This is a genomic window from Marinobacter halodurans (genome assembly GCF_004327985.1).
Taxonomy (GTDB): Bacteria; Pseudomonadota; Gammaproteobacteria; order Pseudomonadales; family Oleiphilaceae; genus Marinobacter_A; species Marinobacter_A halodurans.
The window spans coordinates 23,808-43,525 of the sequence record NZ_SJDL01000025.1 but is presented as its reverse complement, the minus strand read 5'-3'; the positions used below and the strand labels follow the sequence as shown (position 1 = coordinate 43,525).

At 62.4% G+C, this 19,718-nt stretch carries 22 protein-coding genes; 11 read left to right on the top strand and 11 right to left on the bottom strand.

The window, feature by feature from the left end:
- Positions 1–247: 247 nt before the first annotated feature.
- On the top strand, positions 248–1,126 hold the full coding sequence (locus EZI54_RS15230) for a hypothetical protein (RefSeq protein WP_131482742.1): 879 nt from the start codon (positions 248–250) through the stop codon (positions 1,124–1,126).
- Positions 1,127–1,268: 142 nt separating this feature from the next.
- On the opposite strand, the gene EZI54_RS15225 is transcribed toward EZI54_RS15230, so the two are convergent.
- The 3 genes from EZI54_RS15225 to EZI54_RS15215 all read right to left on the bottom strand — a co-directional run bounded on the left by EZI54_RS15225 (position 1,269) and on the right by EZI54_RS15215 (position 4,395).
- Positions 1,269–1,919, bottom strand: coding sequence for a Vgb family protein (locus tag EZI54_RS15225; protein WP_131482741.1), 651 nt, complete (start codon positions 1,917–1,919; stop codon positions 1,269–1,271).
- Between the two features lie 41 nt (positions 1,920–1,960).
- Positions 1,961–3,187 carry a helix-turn-helix domain-containing protein gene (locus tag EZI54_RS15220; RefSeq protein ID WP_131482778.1) on the bottom strand — a complete coding sequence of 409 codons (1,227 nt, stop codon included), beginning with the start codon at positions 3,185–3,187 and terminating at the stop codon, positions 1,961–1,963.
- 266 nt (positions 3,188–3,453) lie between these two features.
- A complete protein-coding gene (locus EZI54_RS15215) occupies positions 3,454–4,395 on the bottom strand; it encodes a LysR substrate-binding domain-containing protein (protein WP_131482740.1) in 942 nt (313 codons plus the stop codon).
- 109 nt (positions 4,396–4,504) lie between these two features.
- Here EZI54_RS15215 and EZI54_RS15210 point away from each other — a divergent pair, with 109 nt between their 5' ends.
- The 3 genes from EZI54_RS15210 to EZI54_RS15200 are packed head-to-tail and all read left to right on the top strand — an operon-like array spanning position 4,505 to position 5,851.
- Entirely contained in the window at positions 4,505–4,831 is a 327-nt protein-coding gene (locus EZI54_RS15210) for a carboxymuconolactone decarboxylase family protein (protein ID WP_131482739.1), read from the top strand.
- 5 nt (positions 4,832–4,836) lie between these two features.
- Positions 4,837–5,211: a tautomerase family protein gene (locus EZI54_RS15205; RefSeq protein ID WP_131482738.1), complete on the top strand. Its 375-nt coding sequence runs from the start codon at positions 4,837–4,839 to the stop codon at positions 5,209–5,211.
- A gap of 25 nt (positions 5,212–5,236) precedes the next feature.
- The gene (locus EZI54_RS15200) at positions 5,237–5,851 is read left to right on the top strand and encodes a DUF4865 family protein (protein ID WP_131482737.1); all 615 of its coding nucleotides are present in this window, start codon (positions 5,237–5,239) and stop codon (positions 5,849–5,851) included.
- A gap of 144 nt (positions 5,852–5,995) precedes the next feature.
- Here EZI54_RS15200 and EZI54_RS15195 read toward each other — a convergent pair whose 3' ends face one another.
- The 4 genes from EZI54_RS15195 to EZI54_RS15180 all read right to left on the bottom strand — a co-directional run bounded on the left by EZI54_RS15195 (position 5,996) and on the right by EZI54_RS15180 (position 10,986).
- A complete protein-coding gene (locus EZI54_RS15195) occupies positions 5,996–8,278 on the bottom strand; it encodes a LamG-like jellyroll fold domain-containing protein (protein ID WP_165495768.1) in 2,283 nt (760 codons plus the stop codon).
- A 355-nt stretch (positions 8,279–8,633) separates the two neighbouring features.
- Positions 8,634–9,185 (bottom strand): phosphatase PAP2 family protein, encoded by a 552-nt coding sequence (locus EZI54_RS15190; RefSeq protein ID WP_131482735.1) that lies wholly within the window; start codon positions 9,183–9,185, stop codon positions 8,634–8,636.
- A gap of 56 nt (positions 9,186–9,241) precedes the next feature.
- The gene (locus EZI54_RS15185) at positions 9,242–10,462 is read right to left on the bottom strand and encodes an MFS transporter (protein ID WP_131482734.1); all 1,221 of its coding nucleotides are present in this window, start codon (positions 10,460–10,462) and stop codon (positions 9,242–9,244) included.
- Positions 10,462–10,986: a Chromate resistance protein ChrB gene (locus tag EZI54_RS15180; protein ID WP_242674486.1), complete on the bottom strand. Its 525-nt coding sequence runs from the start codon at positions 10,984–10,986 to the stop codon at positions 10,462–10,464. Before EZI54_RS15180 ends, EZI54_RS15185 begins: the two co-directional genes overlap by 1 nt.
- Before the next feature lie 270 nt (positions 10,987–11,256).
- Between EZI54_RS15180 and EZI54_RS15175 the strand changes: the two genes are divergently transcribed.
- The 3 genes from EZI54_RS15175 (at position 11,257) to EZI54_RS15165 (ending at position 12,845) form a co-directional block, all read left to right on the top strand.
- On the top strand, positions 11,257–11,604 hold the full coding sequence (locus EZI54_RS15175; RefSeq protein ID WP_131482732.1) for a hypothetical protein: 348 nt from the start codon (positions 11,257–11,259) through the stop codon (positions 11,602–11,604).
- 167 nt (positions 11,605–11,771) lie between these two features.
- Entirely contained in the window at positions 11,772–12,215 is a 444-nt protein-coding gene (locus EZI54_RS15170; RefSeq protein ID WP_242674485.1) for a copper chaperone PCu(A)C, read from the top strand.
- A 36-nt stretch (positions 12,216–12,251) separates the two neighbouring features.
- On the top strand, positions 12,252–12,845 hold the full coding sequence (locus tag EZI54_RS15165; protein ID WP_131482730.1) for an SCO family protein: 594 nt from the start codon (positions 12,252–12,254) through the stop codon (positions 12,843–12,845).
- A gap of 55 nt (positions 12,846–12,900) precedes the next feature.
- Here the strand turns inward: EZI54_RS15165 and EZI54_RS15160 are convergent, their stop codons facing one another.
- A complete protein-coding gene (locus EZI54_RS15160) occupies positions 12,901–13,092 on the bottom strand; it encodes a hypothetical protein (protein WP_131482729.1) in 192 nt (63 codons plus the stop codon).
- A gap of 246 nt (positions 13,093–13,338) precedes the next feature.
- Here EZI54_RS15160 and EZI54_RS15155 point away from each other — a divergent pair, with 246 nt between their 5' ends.
- Positions 13,339–14,022, top strand: coding sequence for a DUF1007 family protein (locus tag EZI54_RS15155; RefSeq protein ID WP_131482728.1), 684 nt, complete (start codon positions 13,339–13,341; stop codon positions 14,020–14,022).
- Positions 14,007–15,029 carry a nickel/cobalt transporter gene (locus EZI54_RS15150; protein WP_131482727.1) on the top strand — a complete coding sequence of 341 codons (1,023 nt, stop codon included), beginning with the start codon at positions 14,007–14,009 and terminating at the stop codon, positions 15,027–15,029. The genes EZI54_RS15155 and EZI54_RS15150 overlap by 16 nt, the downstream gene beginning before the upstream one ends.
- 1 nt (position 15,030) lies before the next feature.
- Here EZI54_RS15150 and EZI54_RS15145 read toward each other — a convergent pair whose 3' ends face one another.
- From EZI54_RS15145 to EZI54_RS15135, 3 genes are read right to left on the bottom strand one after another with little or no spacing between them, the layout of a single operon-like run.
- A complete protein-coding gene (locus EZI54_RS15145; protein ID WP_242674484.1) occupies positions 15,031–16,059 on the bottom strand; it encodes an ABC transporter substrate-binding protein in 1,029 nt (342 codons plus the stop codon).
- Positions 16,056–17,456: a sensor histidine kinase gene (locus tag EZI54_RS15140; protein ID WP_131482726.1), complete on the bottom strand. Its 1,401-nt coding sequence runs from the start codon at positions 17,454–17,456 to the stop codon at positions 16,056–16,058. Before EZI54_RS15140 ends, EZI54_RS15145 begins: the two co-directional genes overlap by 4 nt.
- Entirely contained in the window at positions 17,453–18,121 is a 669-nt protein-coding gene (locus tag EZI54_RS15135) for a response regulator (protein WP_131482725.1), read from the bottom strand. Before EZI54_RS15135 ends, EZI54_RS15140 begins: the two co-directional genes overlap by 4 nt.
- A 155-nt stretch (positions 18,122–18,276) precedes the next feature.
- Here EZI54_RS15135 and EZI54_RS15130 point away from each other — a divergent pair, with 155 nt between their 5' ends.
- The gene (locus EZI54_RS15130; RefSeq protein WP_131482724.1) at positions 18,277–19,263 is read left to right on the top strand and encodes a Bug family tripartite tricarboxylate transporter substrate binding protein; all 987 of its coding nucleotides are present in this window, start codon (positions 18,277–18,279) and stop codon (positions 19,261–19,263) included.
- Positions 19,260–19,709: a tripartite tricarboxylate transporter TctB family protein gene (locus EZI54_RS15125; protein WP_131482723.1), complete on the top strand. Its 450-nt coding sequence runs from the start codon at positions 19,260–19,262 to the stop codon at positions 19,707–19,709. The genes EZI54_RS15130 and EZI54_RS15125 overlap by 4 nt, the downstream gene beginning before the upstream one ends.
- Positions 19,710–19,718 lie beyond the last annotated feature (9 nt).

The window sequence follows — 19,718 nt, the reverse complement described above, 5'->3', positions numbered from 1 at the left end:
TGATCCAGCACATGAGTGCTTTGCCCGCGCCCGCATCAGATCTAACGGGTCCCGGTTCCTGCAAGTCTGGAAACCGTTCCACCATGAGGTTGTGTGTTTCTCTGGTAAGCCATTTCCTACACGGATAGGCGGCGATGGCGTATTCCCGAAGGTTAACTTTCTGTTAGGGTTGCGTGCCTGATCCAACGGCGTGGCCTGTTTCCGCGCTGTTTATGACCACTGTCCAGAAACCCAAGGAATTTCAAGGATGAATACGCAGTCAGAGGCTTTTTCCGATACGTCGACTTCCGTTGAAGTACGCAAGATCAAGGCGGGCCCGCCGCTGAGCTGGGTCGTCGATTCTTTCAGGTTGATTCGCCGTCACTGGAAGACGATCCTGCTCGCGTACCTGATCGTGACGGTGGCATCCGTCCTGATTCAGGTTGGTATCGCATCACTGGGAGCGCAACGGCCCGGTTTCGGGTTGTTCGTGCTGGTGCTGGTCGGCGTGTTTGTGGCCATTGTGCTGCAAGCCGGTATGGCGGCGGTCTTTCACGGTGCTGCTGAAAAGCAGCCGCGTATCCAGGACGTGTTCAGGGGCTTTCGGGGAAGAAGTGTGCTGAGCATGATTCTGCTGCTCGTCGCCATGATCCTGGTGGCGCTGGCCTTTGGCCTGGTGACCTACCTCCTGGTTCGTCTCTTCGGAGCCGGCGACGCCATGTCGGGACTCTTCAGCCCACGGGAGAGCTATGGCTATACGATGGGTGCGCTGATGGGCGGCAGCAGTCTGGTCCTTGGCTTCGTACTTCTGGGGACGGCCGTGGTGATGGCGCTCTTTTGCTATGCGATGCCGCTCATCATCATAGCGGATGAAGGCGTTATCTCGGCCATGAGCAACAGCTTTCGGGCCAGCTTCAAGAATCTGTTTGTGCTGTGCATCTTCGGAATGAACATGGCCGCCATCTATTTCCTGGTGATGATTGTCCCGATGATCGGCGGTGCGCTCAGCACTTCACTGATTGTTTTTGGTGTCGTGATGGGTCTCGCCTCGTGGTTGTTCGGGCTGGTGATCAACGGCGCATACTACCTATCCTTCAGGGACGTCCTCCTGCCGGCTTCAGCGCAACAGGCCGCTACGGCCGAGTGAACCGTCAGGTTCCGTGAAGAACGGCCATGAAGCCGCCCGGTAAACGGGCGGCTTCATGGCTTATAGCAGATTACAGGAAACCGGAAAGGCCGTTTCGGCCGCCTGGCCCGGAGCCGGCATTCGTTCCGGCTTTCATGTTGTTTCAGCGACTGTCAGGGGCAAGCCGCGGCCGACGGATGACGCGAATGGTACCGCTGCGTCCTCCTCCGCAATAGAACTGATCGCTGCCGTTGGACTCAAGCCCTGACACACCCGAGCCCTCGGGCATTTCGATCTGCATCAGAACCTGGCCCGTCCGTGGATCGATCTGTCGCACATCGCTTTTATCGTTCTCCCAGGTTCCATGCCAGAACTCGCCATCAACCCAGGTGACCCCGGTAACCATTCGGTCGGATTCGAGGGTTTGCAGTATTGCTCCTGTCTCAGGATCGACCTGATGGATCTTACGGCTGTGGTGCTGGCCGACCCACAGGCTTCCCTCGGACCAGGCGAGCCCCGAATCATCGCCTTCGCCCGGAGCCGGAATGGTCTCGACGACATGCCCCGAGGCCGGATCAATCTTATGGATACGCCCTTCGGCAATCTGGTAGAGGTAACGGCCGTCGAAGGCAGTGCCGGCGTCTGCGGACACATCGACGGTGCGGGTGACTTCCCCGCTTGAAGGTGCGATGGCATGCATCGCCTTTCCTGCGGCCAGCCAGACATGGCTGCCGTCATAGGTTACTCCGTGAACGCACTCGACCTCGGGGTAGGGGCCAAACTCGTGAAGAATTTCAGCCGTCCGTTTTTCCATGGTTCTATCCTCGCTCGTGTGTTGGGGCTGTTCACATTAATTTAGCGACCTGGCAGCGGACCTGGGAGTAACAAGGTTGTCGTGAAACCGGGAGGTGGCGGTGTTGTCCAGCGGCGGGCGCGTCCGCGCCCGAACGCCTGCACCTTGTCCCGGGCCGCCAGTTGTTCGAGAGCCCTCTGGACCGTTCGTGCGCTGACACCGAGAGCCAGCGCAAGGGCTGAGCTGGACCAGAGTTCGCCGTCGGCAAGCAGGGCAAGCACGGCGCCATGTTCATCGTCCACGGGAGGGGCCAGCACGACGACGTTTTCCGCGCGAAGAGGTTTCAGCGCAAAGCCGCGCTTCGTTGCCCCTATGGTGGCCAGGGGGCCAAGCAACCTGCGGAGGCGTCCGATTTCGACGCGCAGCCGGGCCCGATGCGACTCGTCGATGTCCCTGGCCCTGGCCCGAAACGCCTTCAGCAGGAGTTTTTCCCGGGACACATCATGCGGCCAAACCTCGGCCAGGGCACGGGCGAGGGTAAAGAGCACCGGGCGCGTTGCCAGGGGAACAACCGTTTCCCCGCAGTACAGGGTATATCGGCAGGCGTCGATAACCAGTACACCCGACGCCAACAGCGCTTCGATTTCCTCCAGGACCAGTTGCCGCCTTTCCCCTCCGGCGATGAGCAGCGCTGCGGGCTTATCGAGGATGGCTGACGCCTGCTCGATCTCCGCCAACAGTACAGGAAGGTTGTTGTCATGGGCGATGGACTTTGCCCTGGCTATGGCTGCGCGCGCCGTTGATGTCTTCAACCCCCGTGTCGCGACTCCCGCTGCGACCAGTTGGTAGGCGGCCTGCAACAATGGTGGCAGGGGAGCAGGATCAATGTCCTCCAGCAGGCGCTCGGCTTCGTCGATCTGTCCTGTCAGCACCAGGAGCCGTATTTCCAGGTGTCGGGCATAGGCGGCATTGATGTGATCACCGCAGGTATCGAGGGTTATCCGTGCCGCATCGAGTGCCTTTTCGGCCCGGTTCAGATCGCGCGAGACCAGAGCGATCTCCGCTCCCGCGACCACGCACCTCGCACGGGCGACAACCTCCTCCGGGCCGAAGGCTCGTGCCGCATCCTGCAGGAGCTCTTCGGCCCTTTTCAGGTCGCCAATTCGCGCCATGGCTATGCCGCGCAATGCCAGCGCGGGCGGATCATGGCGCAGCGCGACGCGCTTCAGTGCCTCAAGGGAATCACCCCGCGCAAGTGCTTGTGCCGCCTCGGCAATTAAAACATCCACCATGATTGATCCGCCGTTATCACTCTTAAATTCGCAGGCAACGAGTTCATTATGAATCGTGGGCTGCCGGGTACGTGCAGTGAAGGTCCGCCTGACCAGCCATGCCGACTGCTGCGCTCCGTCACGCTTTCATCCGTGACCGACCTGTTACCCGCGCCCGTCGATGGGTTGCACTGACCGTATTCATACAATAGATCGCGAAATGGAGTGGGTACGCCGCCATGCCGCTTCAATCCCGATCAATCTGGCATGTCACGGGATGAGGATCATGCCGGCTCGCGGACGGTTGTACCCTTATGCATTCTATTCTGCCCATGTGGTAGGCTGCCGGCATCAATCAGGGCACCCACTTGCCCCCGAAGTATTTCTGCCAGCCTTGCTGCTACGCTGGACAGTGCTTCGTCGGATCGATGCAGCATCAGGGCCAGTGAGGGCAGCGGCGGCAGACTCGATGAATCGGCATCCAGTACCCGCAAACCGGGCGGCAGGCCGATGGGCGTGCGAACGGTGACGCCGAGACCAGCCGAGACACCGGCCCAGATACCCGCCAGGCTCGGGCTGGTGATCGCCACCCGCCAGGGGATACCGGCGCCATCCAGGGCGTTGGTGGCGGCTGTACGCAAGAGGCATGGGGCTTCCAGGGCGATCAGTGGCAAAGGCTCGCCAGTGGGCAAGGGCGGATCCCGGTGCTCGGCACCGATCCAGCACATGGGCACTTCGCCCAGGCGCTCGGCGTGCGGGGTTCCCTGGTTGCCTGCCCAGGCCAGCGCCAGATCCAGTCGCCCCGATGTGACCCGTTCCAGCAACTCCGGGTTGCGGGCGATGCGCACTTCGACCCGAACCTTTGGGTGGGCACGGGCAAACTGTCCCAGGACTTCCTGCAGCAACCCCTCGCCAAAGTCCTCCTGCAGACCCAGTCGCACCCAGCCTTCCAGGTCGGCACCGCGGATAGCCGTGGCGGCTTCGTCGTTCAGTTCCAGCATCCGACGGGCGTAACCGAGCAGGGTCTCGCCGGCGTCGGTCATCGCCAGGCCCCGGCCGGCTTTGTGCAGTAACGGCGTGCCCGCCTGATCCTCCAATTTCTTCAATTGGGCACTGACCGCCGAGGTGGAGCGACCAAGCCGGTCGGCGGCACGGGCGAAGCTGCCCAGCTCGACGCCCAGCACGTAGGTTCTCAGCACATCCAGATCGAAGGTCACGCGGCGCATGGAAACCATCCCGAAAAATTGGACAATCCGTCCATAACTTTCAAGTTTACTGTATTAATGTGCGCCGCTAACTTGGGTGAGGTCAAGCATTCATACACGGAGACTGGTTATGAGCAACTCACCCGGTATTGCCCGACAAGCCTTCGGCGACGTGGCCCCCAAGCTGGCGGAGATCACCGACGATCTGCTGTTCGCGGATATCTGGTATCGCGATGCTCTCGGCAAGCGTGAACGCAGCATCGCCACGGTGTCCGCTCTGATCGTGCTCAACCGTTCGGAGCAGTTGTCGTTTCACCTGGCGCGGGCGCTGGAGAACGGTGTCAGCCACAGTGAGCTGGCTGAACTGGTGACCCACCTGGCGTTCTACGGCGGCTGGCCGGTGGCGGCCTCCGCCGTGGGCGCTCTGCGCAACCTGCAATCCGGGAAAGGGGAGTAGGTCCTATGCCGTTCGTTCGTATATCCCTGCTTCGGGGACGGTCTCCGGACGACCTCGCGATCCTGGCCGACAATGTCCATCGGGCCCTGGTGGAGGCTTTCGTGGTGCCGCGGGATGACCGCTTCCAGATTATCCACCAGCTTGAGCCCGGTGAGTTGATCTATAACCGGGACTATCTCGGTGGTCCGCGCTCCAACGATTTCGTGCTGATTCATGTCACGGCCGGCAAGCCGCGGAGTCGGGCGACCAGGCAGGCACTCTACCGTCGGTTGACCGCGTTGCTCGCCGATGCGCCGGGAATCAATCCTGAGGATGTGATGGTGGTGATCAGCACCACCGGGAGCGAGGACTGGTCGTTCGGTGGGGGCGTATGTCGATGATGGACGCCGCACAGGAGGCTGCGTCATGATCGCCATGCAATACAGCTTCACGCTGCCGGCGGATTACGACATGGGCCTCATCCGCCATCGCATTGCCAGCAAGGGCCATCTGCTGGATACGTTCCCCAATCTGGTGTTCAAGGCCTACCTTTACGCTGACCGGGCAGACCGCGTCACCGCTGGTTTCGAGAATCTCTACGCGCCGTTCTACGTGTGGCGCAATAGTGATGGCATGAACGCCTTCCTCGCTTCGGCCGGCTTTGTCGGACTCACCCGGTCATTCGGGTGGCCGTCAGTGCAGACATGGTCGGTCTGGCAGGCCCTGGGGTCCGGGGATGTGGCCAATGCAGTGACGGCAACGCGGGAGACGCTTGCGGTCGAGCCGTTCAGTGATTTGTCCGCGCTGCGGTCGGCGGAAATCGAGAGAGCCGGGAGGGATCTGTCGCGGGCAGGCGCGCTCGCCGCTGTGGCCGCCTACGATCCGACCGCCTGGTCCGTCGTTCGGTTTCGACTGTGGGAGGATGAGGGGCCGGAGCCGGCTGCCGGTCGGCGTAGATATCGGGTGGGGCATGTGTCCCGGCCCGGGGTTGATGGGCTGGAAAGGGCGCCGTTGGCATTGGATCGACCCGGTCCGGAATAAGTGAGCCCAAAGGCCCGGCGCCGGTATCCGTGTTTCCGGCCATGAACGGCGTTTGAATCGCGGGGCGGGACGCCACTCCGTCCCGCGAGTTCCCGGTGTGAAAAGCCGGAGTCGAGGCCGGCTGCACGAGCAGCCGAACCTGGTTCAACTGGATGCCAGCGCTTGAATCTCGGTGATGCTCAGTGCCCGGTTATAGATTCGAAAATCCTGCAAGCGCCCCGCAAACATGGGATTCCAGGTGTTGGTGGCTCGTCCCAGCCAGTTCTGCGGTGTGTCGTCCAACTGGAATGGGGCCATTAAGAACGTTTCGCCGGAATTCATCGGCTCGCCATCGATGTAGAGCACCCCCGTCTGACCCTTGAGGGTCATTGCAATGTGCACCCACTGTCGGATTTTGGCGGCATCGGGGTCGAAGCTGCCGTCGGGATTACCCAGCCAGTTCTGTGGGTGAAAATTCAGGGAATGGATGAGATCGACCGCGTTGTGGTTGCCGCTGCTGTTCTTCGTGATTTCGCAACGCATACGGTCCGACCAGGGGTTGTATTGGAAACGGGCCCGGCAACCAAAATAGCTGACATCATTGTGGCCGAAGGAAAAAATCCAGCAGTCACGGGGCGGATTTTCCGGAACCCAAGCCCACACGGCGATGGTACAGTCAGCAACATCTTTCAGCAGGTTCGGCGGCAATTCAACACAGCTGCCACTGGCTCCCGAAAGCTCCACGCATGGCAGCCCATTATGGCCGGCACTCCAGCTTGCATCGCCCTGGAGGATGCCCCCTTCTGTGCGTCCGGTGGCGTCCGAAGCGTGTGTGCCGCTCCCTTCATCCAGTCGAAGGTGGAAAATGAGTTCACCTGGCATACTCACCATGACGGGTTCATTACTCACCAGCATACCCTGGGGCGTTTGGGCATTGATCCGGTAGTACCAGGTGCCATCGCCCGGGTTGTCGGTATAGGTGCGAGTCTTGTCTGCGCCTATCGTGGCGATGGTCCGGTAGCCTTCGCAAGCTGACAGGGAACGCTGGACCTCGTAGTGCTGGGCATTGGCGCAGCCCCACCAGTCGAGCCGTGCGGCACCATCGACGATCCGGACAGTGACGCCACTTGATGGCGTCGTGACAGGCGTCGCTTCCTGGGCGAAGGTCAGGGTTCCAAACGCGGGCTGATCGCCGTAACCGCGAGCGATCCCCTCAGGGCGAAACTTTTCCACCATGCGGGATACCCAGGGGGCCGACAGCCCGCGACGGTTAACGTAGTGGTTATAGATGATTTCCCAGAACGCCCGGCTATGGGGGCGAGCTTTGTTGGAGATACCGGTCTGCAAGCCGTGAATGTTGCGGAACCTGGTAAATGGCAACTCGACAAAATCGCCGGAGGGAAGCACATGGTTACTGGCCGCCACATATTCCGCCCCTGCCAACACGCGGTTATTACGGTAGCCGTAGAGATCATCCCCCTGGTTCCAGGCCATTTCGCAGAAACTACCGATGAGCGCGATCCCCAGTGTGGAGTGTCCCTGGTCGCGAGAGCTTTCCTGCCACTGACCGAGATGGCCTGGATGAACGTGTTGGACGGCGTGGCCGATCGCTCCGTTGCCCCGTCCATGCTTGAAGTATTGGATGGCTTCGTTATAGGTATCGGGATCGTCGCAGAAAACGCCAATGGCTAGCATCCCGCACATGTTGCAGAGATCCCAGTTGGCCCAGTAGTTGGTGATTTTGGTCCACTCAAGGCCATTATGCTCGGTCAGGAACTGGCGGCACAGTGGCAGGAAGTAGTCACTCAACATGCTTTGGAAGCGGGCCAGGCCTTCGGTCGTCCAGCCTTCGTATGTCCGCATGATTTCGCCGGTACAGGCCCACTGGTACCCGGCGAGTCCGGATGCGAGGAAGCGGTCCTGGCTGCCGGTCACCGAGGTTACCGTAGAAGACCATGCGTCAAGGTACTCGACCGCTCGATCGGCGTAGCGGGTGTCCCCGGATACCTGCCAGACCAGCGCCAGGGCATAGGCCTGCTGCATGTCGATGATCATATTCCCGTAGTTGCCGGGTCGCTCAATTTCCACCGTGGGACGTAGTGGTTCATCCAGTGAGTAGGCATAGCTCGACGTCAACGCCTTCCAGCCGCTTATCCAGGGTTCCACCGCGTTTGCGACCTTGGTACGCATACGCTCGAAATCGGCGCTGGTATTGAGCAGGCCGGGATGGGCAAACCGGGTGCGGGGGGCAATCTCGTCTGATGCGGTATCAGCGAGTCTGCACTCCGGCGTCGATGAGGCGAGGGCCGATGCGCCTGAAGCAGACGCCTGTGAATCAGAGTCTTCGATGTCAACGCAGCCGGTCAGCGCCATCGACAGGAATGCCAGCGTGTGATTCATGAACTGGCGGCGATTCAACCGGAACGGATCGGAGTCGACTTCAGGCAAGGGGTTAGAGTGGGTCATCCTGTGTCCCTGGATTGATTGTTGTCTGGGGGGCACGGTGGCGGCTCGTCAATCCTAGCCTCCCGCTCGGCATTGTTTTGTAAGGTACCCGTACCAAAGGACAAATAATGTAAAATAAATGTGACTTTTTGTATCAATTGTTTGGCTAACGGCTTCACCCGCATTGAGTCACCTGCAGCCACTGCCATGGGTCGCCGTGATGCCGTCCCGGGAATGAACTGATCAGTGACGGCATGCCGATGTCGCATTCCAGGCAACTGCCGGACAAACTGGTTCAGTCGTGGCGCTGGCTGCATAGCGATAGGATGTGTCGGCGTCGTGACAAGGCGCCCGCCGATTACCCGATACGCGTCAGCCGCTGATCCAGCCAATTGCCTTCCCGATAGAACTTGCGAACCAGGTATGCCGCCAGTAGGCCGGTGGTGGCCCCGCCGATGACGTCCGTCAGGTAATGGATACCGATGTAAACCCGCGAAAAGGCGATCAGGAACGCCACGATCAGGAACGCGAGACCGCGCCGATAGAAACGGTGTACCAGGAAGGCGGCGGCGATGGCAAAGCTGGCGGTGGCGTGATCCGACGGGAACGAATAGTCCGGATTGGGGGCGACCAGCAGGTGTGTCAGCCCGGCATCGTAGGGCCGCATGCGATGCACGAACAGGAGAATGACCTGGTTCAGCGCCAGACCCAGCAGAAAAGTCAGTCCGCTCGATACCAGGACGTGGCGGGTGTGTTCACGGGATGTCCTGACCCACCACTGGGCCACCACTAGCGCTACCATCAGCGGTATGCCCACCTCGGACAGCAGGATCATGAACCCATCCATTATTGGACTGTGGCCGCTGAGGTGGTTCAGTGTGCGGGTTGCCAGATCGTCCAGGCCATACATCGATTGATCATCCTCTTTCGCAAGGGGGAGCAGGGAGTCGTTTCGGGAACGGGGGGCTAGTAGTGGCGCTCACGCAGCCTTCGGCGCTGGCCCACCACAAAGGCGAGTGCAATCGTTGCGAAAAGGGCGCCTGCAAGGAAGGTGTTCTGTGGCCCGGTGATGTCCCACAGTGCACCGGCAACCGTGCTGGCAGCGAGCAGGGCGAGCCCGATGACCAGGTTGAACAGCCCGAACGCCGTTCCGCGCAATTCCGGCGGTGCGGTGTCGGAGACGAGCGTCGCCAGCAGGCCCTGGGTGAACCCCATATGGAGCCCCCAGAGAGCGACCCCGATGCCCACGCCCACAACGGTTGTAGCGTGAGCCAGCACCAGGTCGGCCACGACCAGCAGTATGAGGCCGATGGCCAGCAACGTCGGCCGATCGGTACGATCCGCGAGAATGCCCACCGGGTAGGCAGACAGGGAGAAAGTGAAACTCATGATGACCAGGACCAGCGGAATAAACATGACCGCCAGGCCCGCATCCTGCGCCCTCAGGACCAGGAACGCCTCGCTGAAGCGCGCCAGCGTGAACACCGTGGCGATGACCACGATCCACCAGTAGTTCGATCCCAGCTTGCGCAACTCACGCCGCCGCAACGGCATGCGGGGCTCCCGGTGACGGGTGTCGTGGCGGGGTTCCTTCACCATCACCAGCAGCACCAGAACGGAGACAACGGCCGGAATGACCGCTATCCAGAAGACGGCCCTGAAATGGTCGGCGGTGAGCCACATCAGGCCGATGGCCAGCAAGGGCCCGAGGAAGGCACCGACCGTATCCAGGGATTGTCGCAGCCCATAGCTGGCGCCGCGCATGTCCGCCGGGGCCAGATCGGCAATCAGGGCATCCCGGGGGGCGCCCCGGATGCCCTTGCCGATCCGGTCGATGAAGCGGGCCGCGAACACCCAGCTCACGGAGGTCGCCAGTGGGAACAACGGCTTGACCAGGGCCGCCAGGCCATAGCCGACGATCGCAAGAAGCTTGCGACGGCCCAGCCAGTCGCTCAGCGCTCCGGAGAAGACCTTGGTGACCGAGGCGGTCGCTTCCGCGATGCCTTCAAGAATGCCAACCGTGAGCGCCGAGGCTCCCAGCACCGTCACCAGGTAAACCGGCAACAGGGCGTGAATCATCTCCGACGAGACGTCCATGAACAGGCTGACCAGGCCCAGTGCCCAGATGCTTCGCGGGATACGGCGGGATGAGTCGGGCGGTGGATCCGGAAAGGGAGAGTGGGCCATCAGCTGTCGGGGTTCTGTTCTGCAAAAACACGGTGGGCGTAGCCGTCGAGGAGCGCTTCGCAGCGAGAGAGCCAGGCACCGGCTTCCTCTGCAAGCGGCGCGGTGTAGAAATCGAGGGCGCGTATCTTGTCCAGCCAGCGCTGGAGTTTCTGGAGTTCGGCCTCTTCTTCCTCGAGTTCGGCGTAGGTGAATTTGTTTTTCGCGAACTCCTTGGCGATTTCCGCCTCATAGGCTTCGCACTGGCCGATAAATTCCCGGTACTGGTCGTTGCGTTCGTCGTTGAAGCGGGCCAGCACCCGTTCTTCCTGTGCCTGGTCCAGGCCGACGGAATCCAGCACCACGATCTCGCCCTGCATACCGATGATGTCGTTCTCGATCAGCTTGGCCTGCCGGATCAGACGGTCCGTCCGGGGCAGCAGGCAGACGCCGTTCTGAAGGTAGATCGCACCCAGGCCCTTCAGCTTGCGCCACAGGGCGACCCGCTTGGAGGAGGGCTCCGGCGGGATTTTGTAGATTAGTGTCAACCATTTTTCTGTCGTCATGGAATCAAATTTAATGTAACGATCGTTTCATTGTAAATGTATCCGTATGACGTGGGCGAAGTGAGCGGTTTGGCGGAGTCGCCGCTGTGGTTCGTAGGTGCGCTTCTGGCCGGCTTGGCGGCCCGGGTTTTAACCGCGACCCTGTCGATCGTGATGCGTTGACTGCCAATCGGGTGCCCCAGGTCATGCTGGTCGCGTCATAATGACTCACCCTTATTGCCCCTCACGCGGGCGCGCAATAGACTGTCGGCCATGAAATCAAAGTGCGCATTTTTTCTTGTCTTTCTGCTCCCGCTGGTGGTCTTCGGGGGGCTGGGTGCCGTGATCTTTGGCTACCAGGCCTATTCCGAAAAGCAGGAAAACAAGGCCATCCAAAACACGGTCGCCAAGGCGGTTCACGCCAGGGGGGCGGTGGAGTTGGCCAATCTGGAGCGGGTCCAGAACGGGTTTGGCGTGTGCGGCATCTATCGCGTGGCCGACGGCGACAAGGGCTACTCATCGTTCTACTACGACGCGATCAACAAGAAAGTCGTTCTGGACGTGCAGTCCCGGAAATTCGAGTCCAACTGCGGACTCGCAACCCTCTGCGACACGATCTGACCGTTCGTCCCGTTCCTCGCGGGAGCTTTCCGTGGTCTCCTGTCCCCGCATGCGACCCGGACAAAATGTCGCACGGTCTTTGCTTTGGGCGCCCGGGGCGCTAGTGTCCGGTTCAGGCCGCTTCCGGCATGTCCTTCCATCATTATTGTCGACTCGAGGAGTCTTCCGTGCGCAATCTTGTCAGTTCTGTGGTAATGGGTCTCTCCGCCTTCGTGCTTTCAGCGGGCCTTGCTTTTGCCGAAGGGAAAGTCGATGTCTCCGATGCGCGCCTGAGATTGCTGCCAGGAGACGTACCGGCTGCCGGTTACTTCAGGCTGCACAACGGCACCGACGAGGCGATCAAGCTGATCGGTGCCCATACCGGAGCCTACAGGAAAGTCATGATGCACCTGAGCATGGAAAAGGATGGCATGGCGGAAATGCACGCCGTTCCCGAGGTTGATATTGCTCCGGGTGAGGACTTCGAGTTTGCGCCGTCCGGCTATCACCTGATGTTCATGAAGCGCTCCGCGCTCCTGCAGTACGGCGACAAGGTGACGGTGATCCTGAAGTTTGCCGACCGAAAGGACGTGCCCGTGAACTTCAAGGTCGTCTCGCCGGCGGCCATGTAAGCCCTGTCTCCATTCATCGGATCTATCGGAATCGTTATGCTCACGCGTGTTGTTCTTCCGCTGTTAATCACGATCTTCCTGGCGGGCTGTTCGGGGGAGAACTGGCGGACAACGGATATCTCCACGATCATGCCGCCGCTGGACTTCAAGCTGGTCAACGAGGACGGCAGGACGGTCACCGAAGAGGATTACGAAAAGGACGGCAAGGCCACGCTCCTGTTCTTCGGCTACACCCATTGCCCGGACGTTTGCCCGACGACGCTGGCGCGATTGGCAAAGGTGACCAATGCGCTGGACAAGGACCTCCGCGACAAGCTGCAGGTGCTTTTCGTGTCCGTCGATCCGGCCCGGGACACGCCGGAAGCCATGGCGACCTATACGTCGGCCTTTGGTCCCGAGTTTATCGGCATGACCGGTGACAAGGCCGAACTGGACGAGATCACCAACCGCTACCGCATTGCCTACAGCTATGATGAGCCGGACAAGGACGGCAATTACACCGTAACCCATTCCTCCGCCGTGTTGGCCTTCGACAGCCAGGGCAAGCCGGCTTTCATGGTGCTCCAGAGCGATCCGGATGTGGCCCTGAAAGGGGACCTGACCCGCCTGATCGAGAAGGGACAGGGGTAACCAACCCCACTGGGTCCGGTGGCACGGGCCCCCGGCCACCGGTTCCGACGGGAGATCAGGACAGTCTGTGGCGATCGAAGATTTCCTGGATTTCCCGGCGTTCCTCCTCGGGAATCATCACCTTGATCACCTGCTGGTCTTCGTCGATGTAGATATTGTCCCGCGGGATGCCCGTAGCGATCAGGTCATCCCAGACATTCTTGGCCTGGTCCGGGCTCTTGAAGTGTCCATTCATCGCTGAGTTCATCGGTCCGTCCCCCCTTGTTGGTTGAACGCTACTTAAAGGTTAGTGCGCATCGCGAAGGCATGCCAATCCTTCGGGGCGGTGCCCATTGCCCGGCTGACCCGTGTTGATTTGAAGCGTCTGGCGTCTGGATTGGGAATGTTATAATGTTGCATAATTCATCCGCCGTACGGGAGGCCGTCCGCTGGAGTGGTCCCGTCGCTTATGAGCCCGCCTCGCGGTTCAGTCATCCAATCCGGTCATGCATCTATGTCGATACTCCCATCGCGCATTGGCAGGCGGTGCCAGCGCTATCCCGGCATCCTGTCTTTGCCGTCATTGATCCTGTGGCTGGCCGCGTCGACGGCCCAGGCCCATCCGCATGGTTGGGTGGATTACACGGTGCGCGTGCTGTTCAACGACCAGAGCCAGGTCACGGCCTTGCAGCAGCGCTGGAAGATGGACCCGATGTACAGCCTGACGTTGACGGAAGACCTCAATAAGGACGGCGGCAGCCAACAGCAGCAACTCGATGCCCTGGGCGGCGACATCGTCAGGAACATCGCCAGGGAACACTACCTGACCCACGTGTACCGGGGAGGAAAGGAGCTCGACTTTGGCAAGGTCACCGAGTACACCACGATGCTGAGTGGGCAGCGGGTTGAGTTCATGTTCGTTCTGCCCCTGGCGACGCCGCAGGCGCCAGAGGGTAACGACCTGATCTGGAAGGTCTATGATCCCACCTATTTCATCGAATTCCTGTACGACAATGAAATCGATGAGCCCCTGACACTGAGTCACGCCCCGCCCGGCTGCATGGCCAGCATCGTCCACTTCAAACCCGATCCCAGGCTGGTGGCCAAGGCGGCCGCCATTGATGTCACCGGCCAGGCGCCGGACGGCATGGGGAAAATGTTCGCCGATACCGGAAAGCTGCAATGTCCCGCCCGATAAGTCTTCTGATTGCGTTCATCCCCTTGCTTGTCCTGGTGGTGGTGGCCCTGACGCCCGGTGGGGAGTCGGCGGGCCTGTGGCTGCTGGGGCAGATGCTGGAATGGCAGCGCACCCTGCAGCGGGGATTGTCGCTGAATATGATGGCGTTCTCGCAACACACCGATCCCGGTACCCTGCTGACGCTGGTGGGGTTGAGTCTGGGCTATGGCGTGTTTCACGCCGTGGGGCCCGGTCACGGCAAGGCGGTGATTTCGACCTACCTGCTGGTCCATCGGGCGGAGCTGATACGGGGCATTCGCCTGACGGTGGCCGCGGCGTTCCTGCAGGGCATCGTGGCGATTGCCCTGGTCGGTGTACTGGTCATCGGGCTGGGTATGCTGACGCGTCACGCCATGGCGGAAACGGTGATCATGGAGCGGGTCAGCTATGCACTGGTTGCCTTGCTGGGTGGCTGGCTCAGCCTGCGGGCCCTGATGCGCCTGCGTCGCCTGTTGAAGCCCCCGGTAGCCTTAACGACTCCCATGCCGATCCAGCCATTGACGCCCGTGGCACCGCAGGCCTCCAGCGGTGCGCTGCTCGAACGTCACCCGGTCGAGTCCGGCGGGCATCATCATGGCCCGAACTGCCATTGTGGCCAGGACCACCATGTACATCCGGGACAGGTCGGCCACGACTGGCGGGAAAGTCTCGGCGTGGTGTTCTCCATCGGCATGCGCCCCTGCAGCGGTGCAATCATGATCCTGGGCGTCGCCGTCATGCTGGGTCACTGGTGGATTGGTGTCGCCGCGGTACTCGCCATGTCCCTGGGCACCGCGCTGACCACGTCGGCCCTGGCGGCCTTTACGGTACTGGCACGGCGTCAGGCCGGCCGCCTGGCCAGGCGCACGCCCTCGCAGTGGCAGGCGTTGCTCGGGCAGGGCCTGGCGCTGTGCGGCGGCCTGGTGATTGCAGTCCTGGGGATGGCGCTGCTGATGAATGCCACGGCGCCGGCGGCTCCGATCCTGTAACTCAGGGGTTGAGAATCCGGATCTCCCGGTTCCATCGTTTCATGAAGGCATCCCGGCGCATTGGGTCGACGAAGGCCAGCAGCGACGCGTTGATCGGGATCGGGTAGAGCCGTTCGCCCACCTGGTCCCGCAGTCGCTGCGCGGTGTAGGGGCCGACGACATCCGGTAGCACGCTGAACAGCGGAGTGCTGCCGGCGAGCGTCTTCTGGCCGGCTTCGCTCAGCAGGAAATCCATAAAGGCCCGGGCGGCGGCGGGGTGGGGCGCGTCACGGTGGATGAAGGCCATGCGCATCATCACCAGTGCGTAGTCCTGGGGAATCTGCACGATGATGTCCGGGTGGCTGCGGGCCCAGTGCATGGCGTAGGAACCCAGCAGGTTGTAACCCACCCAGTAGGTCCCGTCGGTCAGCCCTTTCAGCATATTCCGGGTGGTGTTCTCCAGGCTGACCTGCGCTGCCCCCATCGCGGCCACCAGATCCCAGAAGCGCGGCGAATACCGGGCGTCCTGCTGGAACAGGGTATAGCCCACGCCGCTGCCTGTGGGGGAGTAGGTGGTCACCCGTCCGCGCAGCAGGTCCTGGTGGGTCTTGAGCAGGGTATGCAGGTCGGCGTGGGTGGTGGGCGGCATCATGTGGCGCGCCAGGTCCAGCCGGTAGACGGTGACGATGGGTTCGAAGGTGAATCCGAAGACTTCGTTGCGCCACTTGGCCCAGTCCGGCCAGTTGCGGGCTGCGGCACTGTCCAGTCGCTGGGCCAGCCCTTCATTGACCCGGGCCATCTGCCAGGGCATGGCGGAGCTGATCACCACATCCGGTGCGGGATCGGCGTCCCGCGCCTGTTTGTCCACGTTGAGGGTGGAGTTGTCGTGGTACCGGAGGTCGATATCCGGATGCAGTTGCTGGAATCTTGCCAGCAACGGCGCCACGACCTGCCGGTCCAGGGCGGCTTCCACATGCAGGGGCGTGGGGGCCTGGGCCCACAGGACGGAAGGCATCAGGCTCAGCAAAAGCAGCAACAGGGCGCGCATCATGCCGGGTCCTCCTCGGGTAACAGGGGAAAACGCACCGTCACCCGCAGGCCGTGCCCGGGCTCGCTGTGGACGGTCAGCGTTGCCTGATGGCGGCGGGCGATGGAGTCGACGATGGCCAGGCCCAGGCCGGAGCCTTCGGTGTCCTGCCGGCCGGCCCGTTCGAAGGGCTGGTGCAGGCGATCCAGCAGGTCGCGGCTGACACCGGGGCCATTGTCCTCGATGGTCAGCGTGACGGTATCCGCCGCCCGTTCCAGGTCCAGCGTGATCACGCTGCCGGCGGGCGTGTAGCGCAGGGCATTGTCGATCAGGTTGCCGATCATTTCCCGCAGTGACCAGGGTTCACCCTGCACGAACAGCGGCGTGTCCGGCAGCGGGGCCAGACCGAGATCGTGGTGCTGGGCGGCGTCCCGCTCCGCCCATTCCATGACCGTGTCCCTCAGGACGGCGGCCAGGTCGATGCGGCCGGGCGTGCCTTCATCGGCGTGGCGCAGACGGGCCAGGCTCAGCAGTTGCCCGGCCAGGCGGCTGGTGCGGGCGGAGCTGTCGTGGACGATTTGCAGGGCCCGCCGCCAGTCCTCCGGCCGGTCGCTTTGCAGCGCCAGCTCGCTGGTGCTCTGCAGGCCGGTGAGCGGGGTCTTGAGCTGGTGGCTGGCATCGGCGGTAAAGCGCAGCAGGGCGCCGCGTCCTTCGCGCTGGCGCTCGAACAGGGCGTTGAGGGTTTCGGCCATGTCATAGAGTTCCCCGGGCACCTGCGCGTTCAGGGGGCTGACATCGTCCGCATCCCGCTGGCGGATGAGCTGGCGCAGCCGGCGCACCGGGCGCAGGGCGGTGCGGATGGCCAGCCACATCAACAGACCGGTCAGGATGACCATGGCCACAAAACGGGAGAGGGCGCGGAAAAACAGGTCGCGGGCCAGGGCGTCCCGGCCGGACAGGGTATGGCCCACCCAGATCTGTACCGGCTCCACGGATTCCCAGCCGGCGGATTTCAACTCCCGCCCGTAGAGTCGGATCGGCGTGCCGTGGTAGGTGGCAAACTTCCAGACCGCTGCGCTCTGAGCTGCCTGTCGCAGGTCGTCGGTGATCACGCCGTCGAGATTGCCGGTGACTTCGCGCCCGCCGGTGTCGAGGATGGTGTAGAACACCCGCTCCTGCTGGTCGGTGGCCAGGATCTGGAAGGCGGCGGCGGGGATCTCCACCACCGGCTGGCCGTCCTGCCACTGGATGGCTTCGGCGATGGTCAGGCTGGCGGCTTCGAGCTGGCTGTCGAAGGCCCGATCCGCCGCCCGCTGGGCGCTGGTGTAAGCCTCCACCAGCAGGAAGGTCCCCAACACCGCCACGGCGGCCAGCAGCCAGGCACCCAGCCGTCGCTTGAGGGTGCCGTCGACAACGATCACGTCGGGTCGTCCTCCAGCCGATACCCCAGGCCCCGCAATGTGCGTATTCGCACGCCGCTTCCCTGCAGGCGCTTGCGCAGGCGGCTGATGTATAGGTCCAGGGCATTGGGACCGGCCTCACCGAAGCCGAACAGCCGATCGATCAGTTGCTCCCGGGGCACAATGCGCCCGGCGTGGAGCAGCAGTCCCTCCATCAGCCCGAGCTCCCGTGGCGGCAGGTCCAGCCGCTCGTCATGCAGTGTGACCTCGCCGGAGGCCGGATCAAAACACAGCGGGCCGAATCGCAGGCGATTGTCGGTGCGCTGCTGGCTGCGTCGGAGCAGGGCGCGGACCCGCGCCTGGAGTTCCGGCAGCGAAAAGGGCTTGGCCAGGTAATCGTCGGCACCGAGATCGAGTCCCTGGACCCGCTCCGCGACGCCATCCCGGGCGGTGAGGATCAACACCGGCGTGGCATCGCCCCGCCTGCGGATTTCGGCCAGCAGCGTGAGGCCATTGCCGTCCGGCAGTCCGAGATCAAGCACCACCAGATCGAAATGGCTGTGCGCCAGTGCCGCCCGTGCCTCGCTGAGCACGGTGAAGACTTCCACTGTGTTCCCCAGCGGCCCCAGCCCCTGGGTCAGGGAGTCGGCGATCAACGGATCATCTTCAACGATAAGCAGACGCATGGACTCTGGATCTCGCAGCGGTGGGATGACGACGACAGGAACCTGACAGGTTGATGACAGGTTGCGTCCCTAGAATGAATCGGGTCATCGACACGATGAACGGATCAGGGGCCGGCCCAAGCCCCTGCGGAAAACAAATACAACAGGAGTCCAACATGAAATTCAACTCCGCATTCCTTCGCTGGTCTGCTCCGCTCGTTATGGGCGCCGCACTGATGACCGGCACCGCTCACGCCCAAGCCGACGGCACCGAGTGCATCGCCCCCGCCAAGCCCGGCGGTGGTTACGACCTGACCTGTCGCCTGGCCGCCAACGGTCTGCAGGAAACCGGCCTGATCGACAAGCCGATGATGGTCACCTACATGCCCGGTGGCATCGGTGCGGTGGCGTACAACCACGTCAACGGCGTGCGCAACGATGATCCCAACCTGATCGTGGCCGCTTCCACCGGCGCCGCCGTAAACCTGGCACTGGGCAAGTTCGGCCAGTACGACGCCAGCGAAGTGCGCTGGCTGGGCGCGTTGGGCGTGGACTACGGCGCGATCGTGGTCAAGGCGGATGCGCCCTGGCAGACCCTCGACGACCTGATGCAAGACCTGAAGAAACGCCCCGGCGGGATCGTGTTCGGCGCCGGCGGTACCGTCGGCAGCCAGGACTGGATGAAAGCCGCATTGACCGCCAAGGCCGCGGGCATTTCACCGCGCAAGCTGCGTTATGTGGCCTTCGAAGGCGGCGGTGAATCGCTGGCCGCACTGCTGGGCGATCACATCCAGGTGTTCACCGGTGACCTGTCCGAACTGCGCCCGCACCTGGAAAGCGGCAAGGTTCGCGTGCTGGCTGCACTGGCCGAGGAGCGTGTGGGTGGCCCCTATGCGGATATTCCCACCGCCGCGGAGCAGGGGTACGACGTGGAATGGCCGATCTGGCGCGGTTACTACATGGGGCCGGATGTCAGCGACAAGGCTTACAACGCCTGGGAGGATCGTCTGGAGAAGCTGGCCGACAACGAGCAGTTCGCGAAGATGCGCGAGGCCCGTGGCCTGTTCCCGATGGCCCGCTTCGGCGATGACTTCGACGGCTATGTGAAGAAGCAGGTTGCGCAGTTCAAGCAACTGGCGAAAGAAGTAGGGCTGTCGCAATGAGAATCGCCGCCGACCGTATCCTGGGGATTGCCTTGATCGGTCTGGCGGCGTTCGCCGCCTTCAAGGCCACCCAGTTCCAGGTCACCTTCAGCTACGAGCCCGTCGGTCCCAAGGCGTTCCCGATACTGCTGTCGGTCGTGCTGGCGGCCCTGTCGCTGGTGCTGGTCTTCCGCCCTGGTGAAGACGGCGCCTGGCCGGACAAGCGTGTGGCCCTGAAGCTGGCGGCCGTATTGGTCGTCCTGCTGGTCTACGCGCTGCTGTTTACCCGGCTGGGCTTCCTGGTCACGACGTTCTTCGCGGTGCTGTCCCTGGCCCGCCTGTTCGGGGCGGGCTGGCCCAAGGCGTTGCTGGCGGGCGTATTGATGGCCCTGGGCAGTAACTACCTCTTTACCCTGGGGCTGGGTATTTCACTGCCAGGCGGCCACTGGCTGCCCGACTTCAACTGAGGTGCCTGG

Excerpts from the sequence above, each read along its gene's own strand:
- EZI54_RS15230 (WP_131482742.1), top strand. The coding sequence starts at position 248 with ATGAATACGCAGTCAGAGGCTTTTTCCGATACGTCGACTTCCGTTGAA.
- EZI54_RS15225 (WP_131482741.1), bottom strand. The coding sequence starts at position 1,919 with ATGGAAAAACGGACGGCTGAAATTCTTCACGAGTTTGGCCCCTACCCC.
- EZI54_RS15215 (WP_131482740.1), bottom strand. The coding sequence starts at position 4,395 with ATGCGCCGCGTGACCTTCGATCTGGATGTGCTGAGAACCTACGTGCTG.
- EZI54_RS15210 (WP_131482739.1), top strand. The coding sequence starts at position 4,505 with ATGAGCAACTCACCCGGTATTGCCCGACAAGCCTTCGGCGACGTGGCC.
- EZI54_RS15205 (WP_131482738.1), top strand. The coding sequence starts at position 4,837 with ATGCCGTTCGTTCGTATATCCCTGCTTCGGGGACGGTCTCCGGACGAC.
- EZI54_RS15200 (WP_131482737.1), top strand. The coding sequence starts at position 5,237 with ATGATCGCCATGCAATACAGCTTCACGCTGCCGGCGGATTACGACATG.
- EZI54_RS15190 (WP_131482735.1), bottom strand. The coding sequence starts at position 9,185 with ATGTATGGCCTGGACGATCTGGCAACCCGCACACTGAACCACCTCAGC.
- EZI54_RS15185 (WP_131482734.1), bottom strand. The coding sequence starts at position 10,462 with ATGGCCCACTCTCCCTTTCCGGATCCACCGCCCGACTCATCCCGCCGT.
- EZI54_RS15175 (WP_131482732.1), top strand. The coding sequence starts at position 11,257 with ATGAAATCAAAGTGCGCATTTTTTCTTGTCTTTCTGCTCCCGCTGGTG.
- EZI54_RS15165 (WP_131482730.1), top strand. The coding sequence starts at position 12,252 with ATGCTCACGCGTGTTGTTCTTCCGCTGTTAATCACGATCTTCCTGGCG.
- EZI54_RS15160 (WP_131482729.1), bottom strand. The coding sequence starts at position 13,092 with ATGAACTCAGCGATGAATGGACACTTCAAGAGCCCGGACCAGGCCAAG.
- EZI54_RS15155 (WP_131482728.1), top strand. The coding sequence starts at position 13,339 with ATGTCGATACTCCCATCGCGCATTGGCAGGCGGTGCCAGCGCTATCCC.
- EZI54_RS15150 (WP_131482727.1), top strand. The coding sequence starts at position 14,007 with ATGTCCCGCCCGATAAGTCTTCTGATTGCGTTCATCCCCTTGCTTGTC.
- EZI54_RS15145 (WP_242674484.1), bottom strand. The coding sequence starts at position 16,059 with ATGATGCGCGCCCTGTTGCTGCTTTTGCTGAGCCTGATGCCTTCCGTC.
- EZI54_RS15135 (WP_131482725.1), bottom strand. The coding sequence starts at position 18,121 with ATGCGTCTGCTTATCGTTGAAGATGATCCGTTGATCGCCGACTCCCTG.
- EZI54_RS15130 (WP_131482724.1), top strand. The coding sequence starts at position 18,277 with ATGAAATTCAACTCCGCATTCCTTCGCTGGTCTGCTCCGCTCGTTATG.
- EZI54_RS15125 (WP_131482723.1), top strand. The coding sequence starts at position 19,260 with ATGAGAATCGCCGCCGACCGTATCCTGGGGATTGCCTTGATCGGTCTG.